Source organism: Paenibacillus durus ATCC 35681, assembly GCF_000993825.1.
In the GTDB taxonomy this organism is placed as follows: domain Bacteria; phylum Bacillota; class Bacilli; order Paenibacillales; family Paenibacillaceae; genus Paenibacillus_AQ; species Paenibacillus_AQ durus_B.
Map to the genome: position 1 here is coordinate 3,828,682 of NZ_CP011114.1, position 18,495 is coordinate 3,847,176.

General features: G+C 53.5%; 16 protein-coding genes and 1 riboswitch. Of the genes, 2 read left to right on the forward strand and 14 right to left on the reverse strand.

The window, feature by feature from the left end:
- Positions 1-120: 120 nt before the first annotated feature.
- The 13 genes from VK70_RS17850 to VK70_RS17910 form a co-directional block, all read right to left on the reverse strand.
- Positions 121-789, reverse strand: a complete 669-nt coding sequence (locus VK70_RS17850; RefSeq protein WP_025695759.1) for a methionine ABC transporter permease — start codon at positions 787-789, stop codon at positions 121-123.
- Positions 789-1,805: a methionine ABC transporter ATP-binding protein gene (locus tag VK70_RS17855; RefSeq protein ID WP_025695758.1), complete on the reverse strand. Its 1,017-nt coding sequence runs from the start codon at positions 1,803-1,805 to the stop codon at positions 789-791. The genes VK70_RS17850 and VK70_RS17855 overlap by 1 nt, the downstream gene beginning before the upstream one ends.
- A gap of 127 nt (positions 1,806-1,932) precedes the next feature.
- A riboswitch (SAM riboswitch) is annotated at positions 1,933-2,078 on the reverse strand.
- 58 nt (positions 2,079-2,136) lie between these two features.
- Positions 2,137-2,844, reverse strand: coding sequence for a Cthe_2314 family HEPN domain-containing protein (locus VK70_RS17860; RefSeq protein WP_025695757.1), 708 nt, complete (start codon positions 2,842-2,844; stop codon positions 2,137-2,139).
- A gap of 43 nt (positions 2,845-2,887) precedes the next feature.
- Complete coding sequence (locus VK70_RS17865) at positions 2,888-4,666, reverse strand: UbiD family decarboxylase (RefSeq protein WP_046723596.1); 1,779 nt, start codon at positions 4,664-4,666, stop codon at positions 2,888-2,890.
- Positions 4,667-4,691: 25 nt separating this feature from the next.
- The gene (locus tag VK70_RS17870) at positions 4,692-5,645 is read right to left on the reverse strand and encodes a COX15/CtaA family protein (RefSeq protein WP_025699645.1); all 954 of its coding nucleotides are present in this window, start codon (positions 5,643-5,645) and stop codon (positions 4,692-4,694) included.
- Between the two features lie 292 nt (positions 5,646-5,937).
- Positions 5,938-6,282 carry a thioredoxin family protein gene (locus tag VK70_RS17875; protein WP_025699644.1) on the reverse strand — a complete coding sequence of 115 codons (345 nt, stop codon included), beginning with the start codon at positions 6,280-6,282 and terminating at the stop codon, positions 5,938-5,940.
- Between the two features lie 86 nt (positions 6,283-6,368).
- A complete protein-coding gene (locus VK70_RS17880; protein WP_046723600.1) occupies positions 6,369-7,994 on the reverse strand; it encodes a putative polysaccharide biosynthesis protein in 1,626 nt (541 codons plus the stop codon).
- A gap of 26 nt (positions 7,995-8,020) precedes the next feature.
- Complete coding sequence (locus tag VK70_RS17885) at positions 8,021-8,506, reverse strand: DUF456 domain-containing protein (protein ID WP_025695061.1); 486 nt, start codon at positions 8,504-8,506, stop codon at positions 8,021-8,023.
- A gap of 53 nt (positions 8,507-8,559) precedes the next feature.
- The gene (locus VK70_RS17890) at positions 8,560-9,327 is read right to left on the reverse strand and encodes a Cof-type HAD-IIB family hydrolase (protein ID WP_144415268.1); all 768 of its coding nucleotides are present in this window, start codon (positions 9,325-9,327) and stop codon (positions 8,560-8,562) included.
- Positions 9,328-9,349: 22 nt separating this feature from the next.
- Positions 9,350-11,437 (reverse strand): peptidoglycan D,D-transpeptidase FtsI family protein, encoded by a 2,088-nt coding sequence (locus VK70_RS17895; protein WP_046723604.1) that lies wholly within the window; start codon positions 11,435-11,437, stop codon positions 9,350-9,352.
- 255 nt (positions 11,438-11,692) lie between these two features.
- Complete coding sequence (locus tag VK70_RS17900; RefSeq protein WP_046724363.1) at positions 11,693-13,789, reverse strand: peptidoglycan D,D-transpeptidase FtsI family protein; 2,097 nt, start codon at positions 13,787-13,789, stop codon at positions 11,693-11,695.
- 106 nt (positions 13,790-13,895) lie between these two features.
- Positions 13,896-15,041, reverse strand: a complete 1,146-nt coding sequence (locus VK70_RS17905) for a transglutaminase domain-containing protein (RefSeq protein WP_025700211.1) — start codon at positions 15,039-15,041, stop codon at positions 13,896-13,898.
- 21 nt (positions 15,042-15,062) lie between these two features.
- Positions 15,063-15,512, reverse strand: a complete 450-nt coding sequence (locus VK70_RS17910; RefSeq protein ID WP_025700213.1) for a hypothetical protein — start codon at positions 15,510-15,512, stop codon at positions 15,063-15,065.
- 309 nt (positions 15,513-15,821) lie between these two features.
- On the opposite strand from VK70_RS17910, the gene VK70_RS17915 reads away from it, so the two are divergent.
- Both VK70_RS17915 and VK70_RS17920 read left to right on the forward strand, forming a co-directional pair.
- Entirely contained in the window at positions 15,822-17,024 is a 1,203-nt protein-coding gene (locus tag VK70_RS17915) for an MFS transporter (protein ID WP_046723606.1), read from the forward strand.
- Between the two features lie 488 nt (positions 17,025-17,512).
- On the forward strand, positions 17,513-17,857 hold the full coding sequence (locus tag VK70_RS17920; protein WP_025699580.1) for a toprim domain-containing protein: 345 nt from the start codon (positions 17,513-17,515) through the stop codon (positions 17,855-17,857).
- A 20-nt stretch (positions 17,858-17,877) separates the two neighbouring features.
- Here the strand turns inward: VK70_RS17920 and VK70_RS17925 are convergent, their stop codons facing one another.
- Positions 17,878-18,495 (reverse strand): SCO family protein, encoded by a 618-nt coding sequence (locus tag VK70_RS17925; RefSeq protein WP_025699582.1) that lies wholly within the window; start codon positions 18,493-18,495, stop codon positions 17,878-17,880.

Consider the following 18,495-nt stretch of genomic DNA (forward strand, 5'->3'; position numbering starts at 1 on the left):
TGTTTAGGCCGGACGCCTGTACGATTCCCCATCGCGCAGGTCCGCCACTTTCGGCGAAACGTAACAGCTTTTTAAAACGGAATACCTTTCGCCTCAATAAGGTAATTTATAGGAATAGCCTTATTTTCGAGTAAAATGTCTGACCAGCCGGTCGCCCGCCATTTGCAGCAGCTGCACCAGCACAACCAGCAGAACAATCGAGATGATCATAACTTCCTTCTCGTAACGCTGATAGCCATAGCGGATGGCCAAATCGCCCAGTCCGCCGCCGCCGACCATGCCAGACATGGCCGTATAGGATACGAGCGTGACCGCCGTTATCGTTATCCCGGCAAGCAAGCCCGGACGGGCTTCCGGCAGCAGCACGCGCATCACGATCTGGGTAGTCGAAGCACCCATTCCCTGCGCTGCCTCGATCACACCCCGGTCCACCTCGCGAAGCGAGGTCTCCACCAGACGGGCAAAGAACGGCGCGGCTCCGATAACAAGCGGCGGAATGGTTCCCAGTACACCGATGGAGGTGCCAACCACAGCCCGGCTGAACGGGATCAGCGCAATAATTAGAATGATAAACGGCACGGAGCGCAGAATGTTAACGATAAATGAAAGAACCGCATAAGTGCCTTGCACAACAGGAGTCTGGGATTTTCCCCATAAATACAGCATAATTCCTAGCGGCAAGCCCAAAATGATGGTGAATATCGCGGAGCTTCCGATCATTTTCAACGTATCCAGGGTGCCGGTCAGCATTTCTTCCCAATTAACGGCTGAGAAATCAAGTCCGAATATCATGAGAGCACCTCCACATCGAGTCCCTGCGCCGTCAGTTCGGAGATCGTCCTGCCAACGGCATCGGCATCCCCTTCGAAGCGGACAATCAGTTGGCCGTAGGGAGTATCTTTAATCGTGGAGATCGTTCCCTGCAAAATCGCAAAGCTCACTCCGGTGCCGCCCGCCACACGCGACAGCGTGGATTCGTAGGTTCTTTGCCCAAGAAACGTAATCTTGACCGCCTTCGCCGAGTCGGGATGCGGGGCAAGCAGGGCTGCGAGTAGCGGACTGTCATTCTGCGCTTCACTGCGGATGAAATCCTTCGTCACTTCATGCTTCGGTTTCAGGAATACATCGGCAACGAGTCCCTGCTCCACAATGCCGCCTCCGTGAATAACGGCTACCCGGTCGCAAATGCTCTGGATGACATGCATCTCATGGGTAATCAGCACAATGGTCAGATTGAAGCGCTTATTGATGTCAAGCAGCAGGTTCAGAATCGAATCCGTCGTCTGCGGGTCCAGCGCCGAGGTCGCCTCGTCACACAGCAGCACATCCGGATCGCTGGCCAGCGCCCGGGCGATGCCGACACGCTGCTTCTGGCCGCCGGACAGCTGGGCCGGATATTTACTCTGATGCTCCGTGAGCCCTACAAGCGCTAGCAGTTCTTTCACCTTCCGGTCGATCGTTTCCCTCGGCGTATGCACCAGCCGCAGCGGAAAGGCGATATTATCGTATACGGTCGCCGATGAGAGCAGATTGAAATGCTGGTAAATCATGCCGATCTTCCGCCGGCGCTGCTGCAGTTGGCTTTTGCCGAGCCGGGTGAGTTCGATGCCATCGACCCACACTTCGCCTTTCGTCGGACGCTCGAGTAAATTGATGCAGCGGATCAGCGTGCTTTTTCCCGCGCCGGAGTGGCCGATCACGCCGAAAATTTCGCCTTTTTCAATGCTGAGATTCACATCTGAGAGTGCGGTCGCGGCGCGGTCGCCTTTTCCATACACTTTGGTCAAACTCTTTAACTCTATCAATCTTGCTGCCCTCCCCATGACCCTACAAATATCCGTCCCGTCAAGCGATCCTTCCAGTATTAAAAAACCTCCCATAGGTTCTTCGCAGACCGCGGGAGGCTCTCTTTTCAATTAAAAAGACAATGTCCTCTCATCTGCACAAAGCTGACAAATCTCCCTCAGCAATGTAGGAATTAGCACCATGACATTGATGCTGCTGACGTATATATGCGCCGCGTATCAATCGGTTGCCGGGCTTCATCGGGCCTGTCCCTCCGCCACTCTTGATAAGATTTAATATGAAATTTTCCTGATTAGTATAAAATCTTTTACACGCCTTGTCAAATATTTTTTAAAGGTTATTATTTGTTTTATTGCTATAACGGAAGACTTCGCTCAGAGTTTTGCATACCATTTCCAGTCCCTGGCGCAGATCCTCCAGATGCTCGTCGAGATCCTCAAGCTGGATTTTATCGTGCAGACCTTGATGCCGCTGCCATAGATCGTCCTGCATTTCGGAATTCATATAATGAATCTCGGCGTTGCGTCGGTTACGCAGCTTTTGCAGCGGGTCGCGGTACGAATCCTTGATCTCCTCCAGCCTGCCGGACAGCTCTCTATGCCTCTTGGACGAGCGGAACCGCCGCAGCACGGTAAAGTAGGAAAAATGGACCTTTACTCTAGAGGTGTTCAGATCGTACAGCGTGTTCAGTACCGTGCCAAGCTTGTCCAGCAGGGAGAAGACGCGAATAAAGCCATTTTTGTAAAAATAGACATACCGCGCATAGTCGCCCTGTTCGCTCACGGACATCTCATCCATGCTGCCCGCCTTTACCGATTTGCGAAAAAAGGAAGCGGCGAACAAGCTCTGCTCCAGCTCGTCGAGCGAAGAGATCAGTCCTTGAATCCAAATCTCCAGCTTTCGGTATTCATGGTCATGGTCTTCATCGTCATTCATTTTCCTGCGCAGCATCGACTCGGCTTTGGTCATAGATTCCATCGCATCGGCCAGCAATCCGGTATTTTCGCGGGGAGGTTCCCCTAGGATCGTCCGCAGCATAATCCGTCCTCCTGTTACGCGTTCAACGCAAACGCATGATTAATTATCTTATCCCCGCAGGGAAATAATTCTTCCAATTGCGGTCGACCAGCTCTGCGATGTCCTCCCTCGGGAACAGCTCGTCCGGGTATCCCGGCTTCATGCGAGCGTCAATGACGATGGGGAGCTCGTAGCCGATATGATGATTTTTGACCGTGGCTTCGGCAAAAATATCGGTGGCCGGGTTGAAGCGGGTGAACACCGTCCACAGGAAGGAGGTCTGCGTCTTCACCGTTTCGGCGGCATTGTCGACCAGAATGACGAGCGGCCAGGCGGTGTTCTTCTCCCGAAGGGTGCCGACCAGACGCTGCGGCAGCTCTGGATCTTCCGTATAGGCCGGGCCGGAGACGACGAGACAGCCGCCGCAGTATGGCAGCGCCGCGTGAATGCCGGGAAGGTTGCCTTCCTCGTAACTTCGCGGAAGCTCCCGCACTTTATCGCCGATGCCCATCATGACGCCTTTGCTGCCGTGATTCATTCTTTGGCCGGTATAGTCGAGCGTATCATGCGATGTTTTGTTGAAAATAAACAGATCGACCGCCGGATCGAACCGCTCCAGCACCGTTTCCAGCAGCTTCTGAAAATCGGAGAGATCGATCGGCTCGTTCGTCAGAATCAGGAACTTGGTCAGAGACAGCTGCCCTTCGCCCAAGATGCGGAAGGCCGAGACCAGCGCTTCGCGCGAATAGCTCTCCCGCACGACGGCGGATGCCAGCGTATGGGAGCCCGATTCCGAGTACGCCCACAGGGAGCGGACGGACGGCATGACGAGCGGATAAGCCGGAGACAGCAGCCGCTGAAGGAAGTCGCCAAGGTAGTAATCCTCCTGCCTTGGCTTGCCGACGATGGTCGCCGGATAAATGGCGTCCTTGCGGTGCCACATGCGCTGCACATGCATGACCGGGAAGTCATGCTTCAGCGAGTAATAGCCGTAGTGGTCCCCGAATGGGCCTTCCGGTCTGCGCTCATGCGGCGGGACCAACCCGCGAATCGCGAATTCCGCCTCGGCCGGAATCCGGTGGCCGCCCATTGGGTCCTTGACCATCGGCAGGCGGCCGCCCAGCACCATAGAAGCCAGCAGCAGCTCCGGCATGCGCTCTGGCACCGGGGCGATAGCCGTGGCGATCAGGGCAGGAGGACCGCCGATAAAGACGGATACCGGCAGCGCTTCATTCCGCTGCTCGGCCTCATGATGGTGGAAGCCTCCGCCCTTGTGAATCTGCCAGTGCACGCCTGTCGTCTGATCATCATATATTTGAATCCGGTACATCCCGAGATTATGATCCTTGGGATTAGAAGGACTTTCCGTGTAAACGAGCGGCAGCGTGACGAACGGCCCTCCGTCCTCCTGCCAGCTTGTGATCCGAGGCAATCCTTTAAGCGGATCAGTACTCTGGCAGACTTTTAAAATAGGCGCCTCGCCCTGCGGAACATTCTTGATGCCCACTTTGAGCAGATCAAACAATAGCCCTTTCTCCTGCCACACCCCGGTTACCGTTGGCGGCAGCAGCGTTTCCGTCGCGCTCATAAGCGACTTCATCAGCGCTTCGGGACGGGGGCCAAAAGCCTGATCCACCCGCCGGACTGTGCCGAACAGATTGGTGACGACCGGAAAGGGAGTTCCTTTTACATTCGTAAACAACAGAGCCGGCCCCTCTTCCTGGATAACGCGGCGATGGATCTCCGCGAGTTCCAGATAAGGATCGACCGGCGCTTCAATGATGGCAAGGTCTTTGTCCTTCCGCAGTTGTTCTATCCACTGGCGCAAATTACTGTATCCCAATATATTGTTCCTCCTTGAACCTGCTCTATCCAAAATGGCTGATTTCAGCCGGACCCTTCTCTTTGTTTATCCTGCCAAGCTGCCATACACGTACGCTCATGTAGCACAGCACGCCAAACAGCCCGGATATCAGCACAATATGGGCTAGTGCGGCAAACAGGTACCACTGTTCGTTGTACAAAGTGAATACGACACTCGCGCCGCTTAGCACCTGGAGTCCGCACAGAATGACTGCCGAGATTCCGAGCTTCTTAAGCTCAGGATAGCCGCCATGCCTCCAGAACGCCAGATGTCCGAGCACGGCGGTAAGAATGAACAGCAGCATAGCCGCAACCCGGTGAAAAAACATAATGCCGGTTCCGCCGGAAAGCTCCGGAATCACCTCGCCGTTGCACAAGGGCCAGCCCGAGCAGCCTCCCTGCGAACCCGTATGACTGACTAAAGCGCCGATATAGACGACGATATAAGCATAAATCGTGGTCATCCAGGTCAAATTGCGAAAGCCCTTACCAAGTGGCGGGAGGGTTCCGGTCTGCTCGCCGGAAAGGCGCCTTCCCGCGCCAAGAGCCAGCATCAACGAGCTGGCGAAGGCGATCAGCGAGAAGCCCATGTGCAGCGCCATGACGGCGGCGGACTGCGGCCGGACGACGGCGAGCGCGCCCATGAATGCCTGAATGACGACGAACAGCAGCGTCATGAAGGCATACGCCTGCAAATCTCGGCGATCCCTGGCATAGCGCCGGAAGGCCAGCGCAGAGGCCAGAGCAGCCAGACCGGCAAGACCGCTGAGCAGCCGATGGCTCCATTCGATCATCTGTCCAAGCGTATATGCAGGAACCAGCTTGCCGTTGCACAGCGGCCATTCATTTCCGCATTCGAGGCCAGACCCCGTCTTGGTAACCAGCGCACCGCCAAGCAGGGCGAGAAACATAATGAGACAGGTTATGTACCCAAGCCATTTCAGCTGTTTCGCCGTCAAATCCGATCACCCGCCGTTGTATGGGATTTTACCTGAGCGTAAACCGGTCTTCCGGTCAGAAAAGTTATGCGTTTCCATTATAACCGATAAGGGTGGATGCGGCATACCTGAATTGTGCAAAACTTGAATGGCCTGCTGATTACAAGAAGAAACGGCTTCGCCGTCCTCGAAGGAGGAGGGCATCCGTTTCTCGTAGAAATATAAGACCAAATGATAAGCGCACAGCTTATAAATTCTTATATTTTTAAAAACGCCGCTTCCACACAAATTCGGCGAAAGCGGCAAATGGCGATTACTGATGGATGCTCTGATAGACCTCGGTCGCGCGGTTCAGAAAATCTTCGATTTCCTGTCTCGACTTGCGCAGCTTGTTGACGAACCGGACCAGTTCCCGGCCTTCCGAGTAGGCGACGAAGCTGGGAATGCCGAGTATATTCTGTTCCTGGCTGACCTCGCCCACCGCATCGACGTCAACCTCTACCAGCGTCAGCTTGTCTGCGTAATTCTGTTCGACCTCCGGCATAAACGGATTGATAAACTTGCAATCTCCGCACCAGTCCGCCTTGAATACGGCCACGGTCAGTCTGGGGGATTGAATGGCAGCCTGAAATTCAGCGGGAGAGCTGATTTTATCCATACTTGCACCGTCCCTTCTCATATGACAAATGTCTCTTGTTACTCTTTAAGTGAAGCAAAATGCACAGCAGAAGTCAACTGCCGCTCTTATTCTCTCTCCCGGACGCGCGCCGGTTGCAGCTTCATGAGCGGACTCAGCAACTTCCGCACCGGACGCGGATAGCTCGCCAGCTCCCCGGCGCTTAATACGCCCAGAACAATCAGCAAGACCAGATAAAGGATCACAACGACTGCGCCGACAGCCAGACAGCCCACAAGATAGGCGAGACGCGCAGGCATCATTCCCGTAAGGCTGATGGCCGCCGCATTCAGGCCGTAACCGGCTGCGCCCGATACGAGCACCGCCAGCAGATACCCGCGCCAGCGCTTGCCCATAATCTCAAAGGGCACAATGCTCCGAAGCAGCCGAAGATTAAGGGCAGTAATGACGATAAAGCAGAGCGCCGTGGCGATAATAATGCCGTAAATGCCCATGAACCGGCTGAGCAAAACGCTCGCCGCAAGCTTGACGATAATCCCAGCCAGCACGTAGAACATGGAAATCCGCGATTTGCCCATGCCGAGCAGGATGGAGTTTGAGGTGGTCATCGTTATCTGAAAAATAGTGCCCAGCGTCAGCAGGGCAATCATACCGCTGCCGGACGGGGTGCTGAAGAGCAGGCCGTTGACCGAGTAGGCCGCAACGACAAGGGACAGCACGATCGGCGTTCCGGTCAGGATCGCAACGCGCATCGCGAGCGTAATCTGCCGCTTCAGGTGATCCTCGTCACGGCGGGCATAAGCCGCCGAAATGACCGGAATCAGCGAGGTGCTGAGGGCGATTGCCAGCACGGGCGGGATACCCGCGATGCTCTGCGCCTTCTGGCCGAGAATACCGAGCAGCCGGGTTGCTTCGGTGCCGCCCACCTGCCCGCTGAGCAGGGGAACGATCAAGGAAGAGTCGATGAAATAGACCGCCTGAATGGTCATGGATGACAGGATGATCGGAATGGATAAGCTGAAAATATCCTTATAAATCCCGAGCAGCGGCAGTTTGGCTTCCGAGGAGGCGTGGATACCGCTTTGTTTGTCGCTCCGCTTCATCTTGATGGCGGCGTACAGCATAATGGCGAAAGCCCCGACGCTGCCGAACACGCTGCCGAACGAAGCTCCCGCCGCCATAACCGGGTTGCCGTAACCCTGGTGAAGCAGGAAAAACGCTAGTAGAATGGCCGTAAACACGCGGGCAATCTGCTCTACGATTTGCGAGATTCCGTTGGCCATCATGTTGTTGCGGCCTTGCGAGTATCCGCGCATCATCGCGATTGTAGGGAACAGCAGCAGCGCGGGGGCGATCGCCCGGATTGCCAGCGTGCTTTCCGGCACGCCAGCATGCTTCGCGAATAGCGGAGCGGCTATGTACAGCGCCGCGCTGATGATTACGCCAGCGACGGCGCCAAAAATAAGCGCGGCTCGGTAAACCTGCCGCGCTTCGTCCGGACGGTTTAGGGCGTAGCGCTCTGAAACCATTTTGCTGAGCGTGCTGGGAATACCCGCCGTGGCGAGCGTCAGCAGCATGAGATACACATTGTTGGCCTGCGAGAAGGCCGCATCCCCGACATCGTTAAACAAATGCTCCAGCGGAACCCGCTGAAAAATGCCAAGCACGCGCGCCACCAGAGCGGCGGCGGCGAGAATAATCGTGCCTTTGATAAAAGAATCCTTCTTCGACAACCTGTTTCCCCTTCTTTGCAGTGAATTTAATACAGGCCGATCCAAATAAAGAAGAGGATGACCATAACGATTTGCAGCACAATTTTAACGACCGTGCTGCTGAACAGCCCGAGCAAGGAGCCTGCGCTGACCTTGAGCGCTTTGCCCGGATCTGATCCGGCGATCATCTCGCCGATAAACGCTCCCAGAAGCGGTCCGATAATCAGGCCGAACGCCGGAATAACGAACGGCCCCGCGATCAGACCGATTGTGCTGCCGATGATGGAGGAACGGGAACCGCCGAATTTTTTGACGCCCCATGCCCCCACAATATAATCGGCAATGAACAGCGCCGCGACGATCAGCGTCTGGATAATCCAGAACCATGGCCCGAACGAGGCGAAGCCGAAGAACCAGCCATAGACGAAAAAGGCAAAGTAAATCGCCAATGCTCCTGGCAAAATAGGGTAGACGGCCCCGGCCAAGCCGACGGCAAACAGTGCGATAATTAAAACCCATCCGAGAATAGCCAAGCTTGGTCCCTCCTCAATATTAGGATCTGCGCCCCCAAAGGCTCCGCATCAGTTTACAGCTCCCGTGAAGCTGCCGCTTCATCCTGCAAAATAAAACGTCGGATAACCTCGGCGATTCCATCTTCGTTGTTCGTCGAGGTTACCGCGTCGGCTGCCTGCTTGACGGTATCCTGGGCATTGCCCATCGCTACGCCAAGACCCGCCTGCTGAATCACCGCAAGATCGTTCAGGCTGTCGCCGACCGCGACGACCTCCTCCATCTTGATTCCCAGCAAACCACACACTTCTTTGATACCGGACGCCTTGTTCATGCCGAGAGCATTAATCTCCAGATTATAAGGAGACGAGTTGGTAATCTCCAGACCGCCCATGTCCTGAAGCTTCATCAGCACCTGATGGCGGATCTCATCATCTTCCGTGTCATAGCCGAATTTCAGCCATTCCCGCCCGTCGATATTGCCGTCCCAGCTTTCCTTGTTATACACTCCATCAACCGAGTACGCCCAGTACCAGATGCCATACTCTATCGCAAACGCGTGCATTTGTTTGATCAGCTGCGGGTCCATCAGGGAACGGCGGTACAGCTCATGCGGCGCCCGCCACACTTCACTGCCGTTCACTGTAACCATCGGCGTTTTCAGCCCAAGCTGCTGGGCGTAAGGATACGCGGAGTTAAACGCCCGCCCGGTGGACAAGCAGACATGAATGCCCGCGTCCACCGCCTTATGTATCCATTTCACCGTCTCCGGTGTAATCCGTTCTTCACTGTTCAGCAAGGTTCCATCCATATCCAAAGCTAACAGGCGGTATTTGGCAGTCATCGCCATCCCTCCATTTTATGTTTTATTTGTTGGTATTAGCCGCTTGATTCTGCTGCAAACTCTTCTTCGGTACGCCGTTCAGCCCGTACTCCCAGTCGTAGGCGTCAAAAATTTTGCGCGCCACCGGCGCAGCGCTGTTCGAGCCGAAGCCGCCTTCGGGGATTACGACCGCGACAGCCAGTTTCGGCTTGTTGCGCGGCGCGTAGGCGATAAAGACGCCGTTGTCGACGGTATATTTTCTTCCTTTACTATAATAATCCTGCTGCGAGGTTCCCGTCTTGCGGGCAAAGTCGTAAGGGAAGCCGTCAAATACCTTGACATCGCTGTTCATGCCACGCTTGACCTCATTCCAGTAAGCGTCATCCATCTTGACGGTATTCAGTACCTCGCGTCCGAACGTTTTGACTACTTTTCCCGTGGAGTCCGTGATTTTGTTGACAAGATGCGGCTTGATTCGCTCGCCCTTATTTGCCAAGGTAGACGCATACTGGGCAAGCTGCAGCGCGGTGTATTTCCCCTGCTGGCCGAACGAGGCATAGACGAGCGCCGCTTGGGGGCTGCCCGCAGCTTCAATATTGGTGTAGTTGATAACTCCTCTGTGCTCTTCAGGTAGGTCTACTCCCGTAAAGACACCAAGGCCGAACTCCTTCATATATTTATCCCAAACCTTAATGCCTTCGGAACCATATTTATTGTATAATCTCTTGCCTACCATATCCACCATAAAAACGTTAGACGATTGTGCTATGGCCTCAGCCGGATCCATTCTACCTAAAATGTGGCCGGAAGCATTGCGCACTCTTGTTTCATGGCCAGCTTTACCGAAATAAGTAATCCCTGTATCCGTGTACCAATCTGAGGTTCCAAAGAGCCCTTCATTTAGCCCAAGCAATACACTGAGCGGTTTGACGGTGGAACCCATCAGAACTGTCGAGTCAAAGTTATGGCCCGATCGGCCTGAAGCATTTGGAGTAATCGTACCATTCTGATAGTAATCTTCAATTTCATTGTAGGTTGCAGTATCCATGCTGCCGCTTGCCCAGACATTCGTATCGTAATCCGGGATGCTGGCCATCGCCACGATATTTCCGGTATCCACTTCCATCGCGACCGCGTAGCCCGTTACAGCGTCAGGATGCGTTTTTCCCTGAACCGCATGGGTATGCAGCCACTTTAATTGATCGATGATCGCCTGATCCGTCTTCAGCTGCACATTTTTGTTAATCGTCATCCAGATGTCATTGCCTTTGATGGGAGGAACTACCTTCTCGATTTTCTCGGCCATGTTCTGCGGATTGATGGAAATTTCCTGATATCCGTTCTGCCCGCGAAGCTCGCGCTGGTACTGAAGCTCAAGACCGTCGAAACCGACGAACTCATCATCTTTATAGGTGAGACCTGCTGTCGGATGCTCTTTCATCGCATTCAGAACGTCCTGGTAGATGGGGAGACTGTTGGAATTCTTGAACAGCTTGACATAGCCAACCGTCTGCACCGCTACCGTATCCTTATCGTAATGCCGCACGTTCTCTTCTACGACTTCAAGGCCGGGGTACTCATCCTTATGCTCCATAAAATAAGCAACTTCCTTGGCGGAGAGCCCCACCTTGATCCGGCGCGGTGTATAGCCGTTGTACTTCCTGAACTTCAAGTCGAGCGAGTCTTTGACCTCTTCCACCGTCATCTTTTTCTCGTTCGGGTCGCCAAGCTGACTAAATTTATCCACCAGATCCGCTGCCAGCTTGTTCACATTTGCCTTCGCTTCCGGCGTAAAATCCGTAATGCTGGTATCCTTGTCCGTCTTTGTCGCCGTATACTCCTTGGTCAGCGTAATGTACAGCGATTGGACAGGAGTAGAATATGCGATTTTCTCGCCTCCGGCGGCGAGGATCGAACCGCGTATGGCGGCAAGCGGCACATTTTTCGTATCCCGGTTCGTCTCTACTTCGGTCAGCGTCGGTCCTTCTACAAATTGCAGTACGGCAAGACGGATAATAATTACGCAAAAGATGACAAACGTGCTGAAAAAGAACATATTGATCCGCAGCCCCAGGGTGCTTTTGCTATTGGTCTCGTCCGAAGGCGAGCCCTGTTTGCGAAAAAGGCTCACTTTGTTCTCTCCTCAATTATAACATTTAAGAGTACCATATGAATTCCGGAAAGCAGGCTAATGCCTACGGAACCCATTTATTGTAACATATGGTCCGCTGCGGCTCTAATATTTTCAACACACTTCTGTCGAATGCTTGGAAAAGTTAAAGGGACATCTTCCATTTGTGGAGAAATTGAGATGACCTAAACAATTTCCATACAAAGAAGACGTCCCCTCTCTTATATACCGAGTTAAAGGCTGATGTCAGCTCCTTTAGTTCGTACCCGTTGTGCCGCTCTCGCTAGAGCTGCTGCTTTGACCCGCAGATTTCTGCTGAAGGCTCTTCTTCGGCACCCCGTCAAGACCGTACTCCCAGTCGTAGGCGTCGAAAATCTTACGCGCCACCGGCGCGGCGCTGTTCGAGCCAAAGCCGCCTTCCGGAATAACAACTGCTACGGCAAGCTTCGGATTGTTGCGCGGCGCGTAGGCAATGAAGACGCCGTTATCTTTTAATACTCCTCTTGCCGCCTGCTGCGAGGTTCCGGTCTTTCGGGCGAAGTCGTAAGGGAAGCCATCAAAAGCGTCAACCTTGCTATTCATTCCTTTTTTTACTTCATTCCAGTACGAGTCATCCATCTTAACGGTATTCAGTACCTCGCGTCCGAACGTCTGGACCACTTGCCCCGAGGGGTCCGTGATTTTGCTAATAAGATGCGGCTTGATCCGCTCGCCCTTATTAGCTAGCGTAGAGACATATTGGGCAAGTTGAAGCGTGGTGTAAGCTCCCTGTTGACCAAAAGAAGCATAAACCAATGCGGCCTGGGCGCTACCTGCTGCCTTTAGATTCGTATAGTTGATTCTACCTAGAAACTCATTGGGAAGATCAACTTCAGTCGACACGCCCAGTCCAAACTCCTTCATATATTTATCCCAAACGTCGATGCCCTTGGAAGGATATTTTTCATAAAGTCTCTTGCCAACCATATCTACCATAAAGACGTTGGATGAATGCTCAATAGCCAAGGCCGGGTCCATTCCTCCATAGACGTGACCGGAGGCGTTCCGAACCTTTGTTTCATGGCCGACCTTACCGAAGGAAGTAATCCCTCTATCCGTGTACCAATCTGTTGTTTTAAACAGTCCTTCATTAAGCCCGATCAATACGCTTAGCGGCTTGATGGTCGAACCCATTAGAACAGTCGATTCAAAATTATTGCCTGATCTCCCTGACGAAATCGGAGTAATCGTACCATTCTGATAGTTGGTTATGTCTAAAGTTTTCGAAATACTGCCGTCAGTCCATGCATTCGTATCATAATCCGGCATGCTGGCCATCGCCACAATATTGCCGGTATCGACTTCCATTGCGACTGCGTAGCCCGTTATGGCGTTAGGATGCGTCTTGCCCTGAACGGAGTGCGTATGCAGCCATCTCAGTTGATCCGTTATCGCCTGCTCCGTCTTGAGCTGCACATTTTTGTTGATGGTCATCCAGATATCATTGCCCTTGACGGGAGGCACGACCTTCTCGATTTTCTCGGCCATGTTCTGCGGGTTGATGGAAATTTCCTGGTATCCGTTCTGCCCCCGAAGCTCCCGTTGGTACTGAAGCTCAAGACCGTCGAAACCGACGAACTCATCATCTTTGTAGGTCAGGCCCGCTGTCGGATGATCTTTCATCGCGTTAAGAACGTTCTGGTAGATGCCAAGACTGTTGGAATTCTTGAACAGCTTAACATAGCCAACCGTCTGCACAGCTACCTTATCCTTGTCGTAATGCCGCACGTTCTCCTCCACGACTTCCAGGCCGGGGTATTCATCCTTGTGCTCCATAAAATAAGCGACTTCCTTCGCGGAGAGTCCTACCTTGATCCGGCGCGGTGTGTAGCCGTTGTACTTTCTGAACTTCAAGTCGAGCGAGTCCTTTACCTCTTCCACCGTCATCTTTTTCTCGCTCGGGTCGCCAAGCTGATTAAATTTTTCCACCAGATTCGCCGCCAGCTTGTTCACATTCGCCTTGGCTTCAGGAGTATAATCCGTTACCTTGGTGTTCTTGTCCGTCTTTTTCGCCGTATACTCCTTGGTCAGCGTAATGTACAACGACTGGACAGGAGTGGAATAAGCGATTTTCTCGCCTCCGGCGGCGAGGATCGAACCGCGCATGGCGGCAAGCGGCACATTTTTCGTATCCCGGTTCGCCTCCACCTCGGTCAGTGTAGGGCCTTCCACGAATTGCAATACCGCTAGACGAATAATAATTACGCAGAAAATGATAAACGTACTGAAAAAGAACACATTGATCCGCAGCGCCAGGGTGCTTTTGCTATTGGTCTCGTCCGAAGGCGAGCCCTGTTTGCGAAAAAGGCTCACTTTGTTCTCTCCTTTATAATTTGAATTCATTAAAATAAATGCCGGAATATGCCTCCATAATCAGACTCATCCATTGTATCACAAGCGAAGCCGCACCTCTAATGCTTCAAAGCACACTTTCTTTGATGTGCGTGGAGTCAAAATCCGCTGGATTAAACCAATCTCCGCTCTTAGCCCAGGTAGAATCCAGAGGAATCCAGGCATTCCGCTCCGGGATATAAACCTCGTTCCAGGCATGCGGCCCATAGCCGCCGCGTCCGTCGTAACCGCGCCCGGTCACCACCCGCACGTCAAGGCCTTGAGACCTGGCCATCACGGCATACAGCCGCGCATAATCAATGCATACGCCAAGCCGGGTATCGAAGGTATCCTGCGGCGTCTGTTCTTTCCATATCCGGTTCTGTTCGTAGTTCTCGGCTTTGGCGTAATCATAAGAAATTCTCGTTCCGACCCAATCGTAGAGCAGCCGCGCTTTATCTTGATCGCTCTTCGCCTTTCCGGCAATATCCGCCGCAGCAACAGTAATATCGCTGGAAACGTCCCGGTCGATAATTTCGTATTTTCGCCGGAGGATATCGTTCATTTCCGCCGCAACTGCCTTGGTCAGAACCGGAAGCTTGTCCTGTACCGCTGTTCCGGTAACAGGCTCAATCAACGACTCGACACTCTGGCGGTATATTGGCGAATCTTCGATATAACGCGCTGCGTCGCTGCTTGGGATAAGACTGGTTCCCACATACAGAGCGATGATCAGCAGGAGGCACCGGACAGCTCCTATGAAAAGTCCAATACCTGCCCCCCCGAACCGACTTGCCGCCGAGATCTTGCGGTCCCACAGCCCTCCGGATTTGCGGAAGCGCGGAAGCGGCAGCAAATAAGCCAGAAGTCCCAGAACGATCCGAATCAAGCTGTAGCTTATCATCAGCAGAAACAGAAACCGCAGCAGCGGAAGTCCTGCAAGCGCCGATACGGCAGTATAATAAATCTGCTGCCACTGGTTGAGTTCACCCTTGGGAGCCGCCGTATCCGCAGCCCATGTTTGAACGTATGGCGAAAAATAGGCGGCGGCGAGCGCGGCAAGAATGAGCGCCGCAATCGTCAGAATGCCTGAACCAAGCAGCCCGAATAATCTGCCTGCGGACAAAGAAAAGCCCCGCAACCAGCCCTGAATCAACGAAAAGGCGGCAACAACCAGCAATAATAACGTGATGATATTGGCATCACGCAGGCTCTGCAGCCATTCGTTCAACATGTCTTCCCTCCTGCTCTAGCGTTATTGACTCGCACCTTGAGCTTTACGCGCTTCCTCAATGAAGCTCTTCACAGTTTCATTCACACTCCACTGGCCGAGGCTGACCCCCCGGAAGGTAACATTAACCTTGTCCTCACCGGCTCTTCCTTTCACCTCAATATTGGGTGTCGTTATCGTAAAGGTTCCGTCGCTATTTGCGGTATAGACGGCGTCCCGCGCTTCCTTCAGCATCACTTGCTGCGCCTCGTTCTTCAGCGTACCGACCGTCTCCTCTTTTACCTTGCTTACTGCATTACCGATCTGATCTATCGTAACTCCGCTGTAAACGAGCAAGCCTCCGATAATAACAATGACAATGGCCCATTTCAGCACCGTTTTGACCAAATTGACAACTGCGAACAATAGCACAAGCGCAATGACGATAACAAGCCAATTTTCTCTAATAAACTGCGACCACACCTGAGTATCCATCACTCCGGCAACACACTCCTATTACTCATTTGCCCGTGCTTTCCGCCAAATCCGGCAGCATGCCACGGATATTCATTATTATACATGATCATCAGGCTTAATTCATAAATCCGCCAAAGGGATGACAACATTGTAAGCTTTTACGCGGCGGTTCTACCAGCAAAGTAAAAAAAGGCATATGCCGCCCCGCCCTCACGTAAAGTACAAGTAGCGATTGTCCACGCCTTCCAGGGAAGGTGTCTCTTCATTTTTCATTTCTGTCCGCCCTGATCTTTGCAAGCCGGGAGCGGAATTGGAGGTGCAGATTTCTTGAAAACCGCGCTATGGCTGTATCTGTTCTTGTTCCTTGCATACTTTGATCTGCATGCGCAGTATCCCATTCTGACACCCTTTGCTCTCTCGCTGGGCGCCGGACCGGCCTTTATCGGCTGGATGATGGGCATGTATTCGCTCACGCATCTCCCGGGGAATCTGCTCGCCGGTGTGCTAATCGACCGAAAGGGCAGCCGCCGCTATATCGTCTACAGTCTGATCGCGGCGGGAGCGATACTGCTGCTCCAGGCATATGCCCGCCTGCCGTGGCATCTGCTGCTCTTCAGGGCGGCCAGCGGGTTTGCGCTAGCTTTCCTCTCCCCCGCCTGTATGGCGCTGCTCGCTTCGCTGTCGGGCGATTCGGTGAGGCAAGGCAAATATATGTCCGGCCAGGGGATTGTGCATACACTTGCCTCCGTCCTCTCGCCGGCAGCAGGCGCTTTCATCGTGGCCAAAGCCGGCTTCTCCGGCACGTTCCTGAGCCTTGGCTGGCTGCTGATCGCCACCGGCGTAATGGCATACTTCAGCGTGCCGAAGGCTGCCCGAAAGCTCCCGGCGCAGGCCGTCAGCTCTGCGGCAGTAGACGGCGGCTCCGCAACCGAAACGCGGCTCTCCCCGAACTCAGGCTCAGTGGTGGCGGTTCCCTTCCGCTACCTCCTGCTGCCGTTCTTCATCGCCTCTGCGCAGGGCGTGCTCTTCTTCGAGCTTCCCCTTTCCCAGACCCGTAACGGAAGCGACGGTATCCTTTCGACGGGCATCCTGCTCTCACTGCTTAGTCTAGGTGCGCTTATCACGCTGAGCATGCTGTTTCTGAACCGTCTGTCCGTGCTCTTGCGGATCGGCGCGGCGCTGCTCGGTATGGCGCTCTGCTTCTTCGCACTCGCCGCTATTCCCTCCATTCCTCCAGCGGTTGTCCTATTTCTGCTCGGCACCGCGAAAGGAGTGCTGTTCCCGGCAATGGCCTCGCTGTTCATCGGCATCAGCGGCCCTGGACGTATGGGGCGGACTTTCTCGCTGCAGTCGATCGCGACCTCCCTTGGCGCCTTCGCCGGACCCGTCGCTGCCGGACAGCTGCGGGGGATGGTCTCGCCGTACTTCATTGCCTTTCTGCTGCTGATGACGGCGCTGCTGCTGCTTCCGTCTTTCGGTTCGGGCAAGCTTTCCGCCTATCATCCGGATTGGAACGGCCGGGCGGCCTGACACGTACACCGCCAGCATTCTCCCCAAAAAGCATGATGTCTGCTTCATATACAATGGGCAGGGATACAAACCCGGTGGATGAATTGACATATAATACCGTGTAGTTAAGAATCCACTGCGAAAGAGAGTTGAACTGTAAATGTCCAATCCTTGCTGTCCTAAACCTATTGTCGCTCCATGTTGCCCTACTTCTGCCGGCATCATTCTGGTTCTCTTCATTCTGCTGGTTATCATTCTTAAAACTTTCTGATAATATCCAGCCGCTTCTCTATCAAAGTGTAAATCTCGCGCAATCACCCGGACCGCCGCTGGCGTCCGGGTGATTGTTTATGGCAGCGGATATACGACATTTCCCGGGGAATGACTGCAACCCAAACCGCCCTGTTGTTAAATACGATAAACGTTAGGTAATATATAGTTAAGCCTGACGCAATCCGGCATTTTGTGCCGTGCGCTTGCACTATTCGGACGGAGGTGACGCCACGATTATGTCTATTACTATTATTGTCGAAGGCAAGAATGACCGCAGCCGTTTGCGGCGTCTCCTGAAGCCCGAAGTCGACATTCTGTGCACCTTTGGCACACTCAATACAGTTAAGCTTGAGACACTGCGCAAGCAAGTCGGAGACAGTGAAGTCTATCTCTATATGGATAACGACAGCTCCGGCAAAAAAATACGCGGCGTTCTGCGCGACGCCTTCCCGGACGCAGAGCATATTTACACTCGCCGGGGTTACGCAGGAGTCGAAGGCACTCCCGATGAATACAACATTACACAGCTAGAAAAAGTGGGATTGGAAGAATTCATTATCTACCCTGATCCGCTTTTCTAACAGCCGCATCATGTTCTGCGCTACTCACGGGCCAGCTTTTTCACGGCATCAGCCAAAAATTCCGGCGTAACCTGGTCTGTATCGCTGGCATTATATAGTGCACGCAGACGGTTCTTCCGATCCACAAGGCCGATCAGATTCGCGTGAGCGAAATTGTCCTTGTTATTTCCGGCAATCAGAATTTTGAAGGAGCCCGCCGCCAAATCCCGAACCTTCTCCTGATCCCCTCGCAGAAAGTACCAGCCTGCATAATCGGCGTGGAAACGGTCAGCGAATGTCTTGATCGCTTCGCGCGTATCATTCTGCGGATCAAATGAGATCGACAGGAAGGCCGCGTCTTTACCAAAGCTGCCGTCCTTAATGAGCAAATCCTGTGCCTGCGACAGAGCGAAAGTCGTAATCGGGCACACATCCGTACACTGGGTAAAAAAGAAATAAACTAACCGCACCTTGCCTTCCGTATCGGAAAGCGTAACGGTGTCACCGCTTACATTTTCAAGGGAGAAGTCCTGCACTTCCCCGATAACCGGCAGCTTTCCCGCTTGGAAAGCCCAGGAGCTTACGACCAGATAGGCCGCCATGGCCAGCGCAAGCAGCAGCAGAAGCCAAGTCCATTTATACCGCGTCAGGATGTGCAT